General features: G+C 44.3%; 3 protein-coding genes. 2 read left to right on the top strand and 1 reads right to left on the bottom strand.

What is annotated here, in order from left to right; all coding sequences use genetic code 11:
- Both HP456_RS23170 and HP456_RS23165 read left to right on the top strand, forming a co-directional pair.
- Positions 1-1,038: sodium-dependent transporter (locus tag HP456_RS23170; RefSeq protein ID WP_172255453.1), on the top strand; the 1,038-nt coding region annotated here is incomplete at its 5' end.
- Positions 1,039-1,189: 151 nt separating this feature from the next.
- Entirely contained in the window at positions 1,190-1,558 is a 369-nt protein-coding gene (locus HP456_RS23165; RefSeq protein ID WP_172255452.1) for a helix-turn-helix domain-containing protein, read from the top strand.
- A gap of 350 nt (positions 1,559-1,908) precedes the next feature.
- Here the strand turns inward: HP456_RS23165 and HP456_RS23160 are convergent.
- Positions 1,909-2,136: aminotransferase class I/II-fold pyridoxal phosphate-dependent enzyme (locus tag HP456_RS23160; protein WP_172255451.1), on the bottom strand; the 228-nt coding region annotated here is incomplete at its 5' end.

Here is a 2,136-nt window from a genome sequence, read left to right as displayed (position 1 = left end):
ATCATCCTGTCCTTTTACAGTGTTGTGGGGGGCTGGATTCTATCCTATCTTGCCAGAAGCTTTACTGGATCTCTTTCCGGCATGACCCAGGAACAGTACGGTGCATTGTTTGAAAGCATCATTGCAAGTCCCTGGGAAATCCTGATTACACAATCCTTATTTATTGTGCTCACCGTACTGGTCGTTCAAGGCGGGATTCAAAAAGGGATTGAGCGTGCGAGCAGTTATATGATGCCGTCTTTATTTATTTTATTTCTTATTTTAGTGGCACGCTCGCTCACCCTTGAAGGTGCGATGGAAGGTGTACGCTTTCTTCTGATCCCGGATTGGAGCTATCTCAATGGCGAAACAGCTTTGCTTGCACTTGGACAAGCATTTTTCTCCTTGACTGTCGGTCTGTCAGTCATGGTGACGTATGCTTCCTATCTTTCAAAGGAGGACAGCATGCCTCGCTCTGCGATTTCCGTATCCGGACTGAATATTTTGATTTCCTTACTCGCAGGGTTGGTTATTTTCCCTTCCGTCTATGCGTTGGGATTCCAGCCTGACGAAGGACCGGGGATAGCCTTTGTCGTACTGCCTGCCGTTTTTAACGAAATCGCTTCCGGAGGTATCTTCCTTACCGTATTCCTGATACTGTTATTATTCGCTACATTGACATCTGCATTCTCGATCCTTGAAATCGGAGTTGCAGCATTGACCAAGGGGAATCCCAAAAAAAGACTTCCTTATACATGGTTGATGGGGATCCTCGTATTCATCGCAGGAATCCCAAGTGCCCTTTCTTTTGGAGTATTCAGCGACTTTACCATTCTCGAGCGGAATTTCTTTGATTTTGCAGACTTCATCACAAGCAGCTTCGGACTGCCAATAGGAGCATTATTCATAAGTATTTTTGTTTCCTACCGTTTGAAGAGAGAGGAAGTATGGAACGAAATCCAGCAGGGGTCCACCACCTCTAGAGGACTCTTCAACGCTTGGATCATCCTTCTTCGCTACATCGTCCCGGTCGCGATCATATTCGTGTTTCTTTCTTAGAAATCTTTCAAAGGCCCGCCCCTCAACGGTTTAATCGTTAAGGGGCGGGCTTCATTTTTACCATTTTGTTCATTGGTTTAAAGTCTAATATTTTCCATTTAGTGATAAAATAGGAGTAAGAAGAAGATTTGATTTTGGGGAGGGGTTCAGGATGACACACTTCGGTGAAAATTTGAAGAGAGTAAGAGAAGATCGGAACATGTCTCAACGCCAGTTAGCATTGAAGGCTCGATTAGGAGCGAGTACGATCGAGAAATATGAAAACAACGAACAAATACCAGATACACAAATCATTTTAAATCTTTCTACCGTTCTAGATATCCCCGCTTCCGAGCTATTGGAGCGTGAAGTGATCGACCATCACCCGGCTGGTATCGACGAGGAAATCGAACAATTAATCAAAGAAATCGGTCTGAAAAGAACGAAGCTGATCCTTCGCAAAGCAAAGGAGTTCACAGAAGAAGATTTCCTCCGTGTCATGCAAATGCTATATGAAGTAAAATATGAAAAAAAATATTGAACAGTTATGTATATCTTTTTCTCAGACGGGTCATACTGAGAGTAAGCTTTCTAAGTATTCCCCCTTTTGTTTTCATTTGTTGGACGATAACTCTATCGTCCTATTTTTTTTGAGCATTTTAGATGTTGCAGCAGCAATCCTGTGGTATTCCGGTAATGGGAGCTCCATTTTGTGGCGGGAGAGCTGATTATGCGCTCATTTACGAGGCTCATATCCATCAAAAATTATTCTAATTCAGTCCATCAGTCAGACAGGTACCCATTCAGTACAACCTGCTAACCAACTACAATGACTGATCCTCATTCAAAAACCAGGCACCGTCAATACGGAACCTGGCTTTTTTTCATCATTCAACCACTATAATTCTCTACAAACCGCTTCATCCGCTTCACCGCTTCCTGCAGTTGTTCCATGGAAGACGCATAGGAACAGCGGATATGCCCTTCCCCGCCTTTGCCGAACACATTTCCGGGAACGACAGCCACCTTTTCTTCCAACAGCAGCTTTTCGGCAAATTCCTCTGAGGACAGGCCGGTTTCAGCAACCGACGGGAACGCGTAAAATGCCCCGCCAGGCAG

Source organism: Bacillus haikouensis (assembly GCF_013179555.1).
Taxonomy (GTDB): Bacteria; Bacillota; Bacilli; order Bacillales; family Bacillaceae_B; genus Rossellomorea; species Rossellomorea haikouensis_A.
This window is presented reverse-complemented; position numbering and strand designations above follow the sequence as displayed.

Excerpts from the sequence above, each read along its gene's own strand:
- HP456_RS23165 (WP_172255452.1), top strand. The coding sequence starts at position 1,190 with ATGACACACTTCGGTGAAAATTTGAAGAGAGTAAGAGAAGATCGGAAC.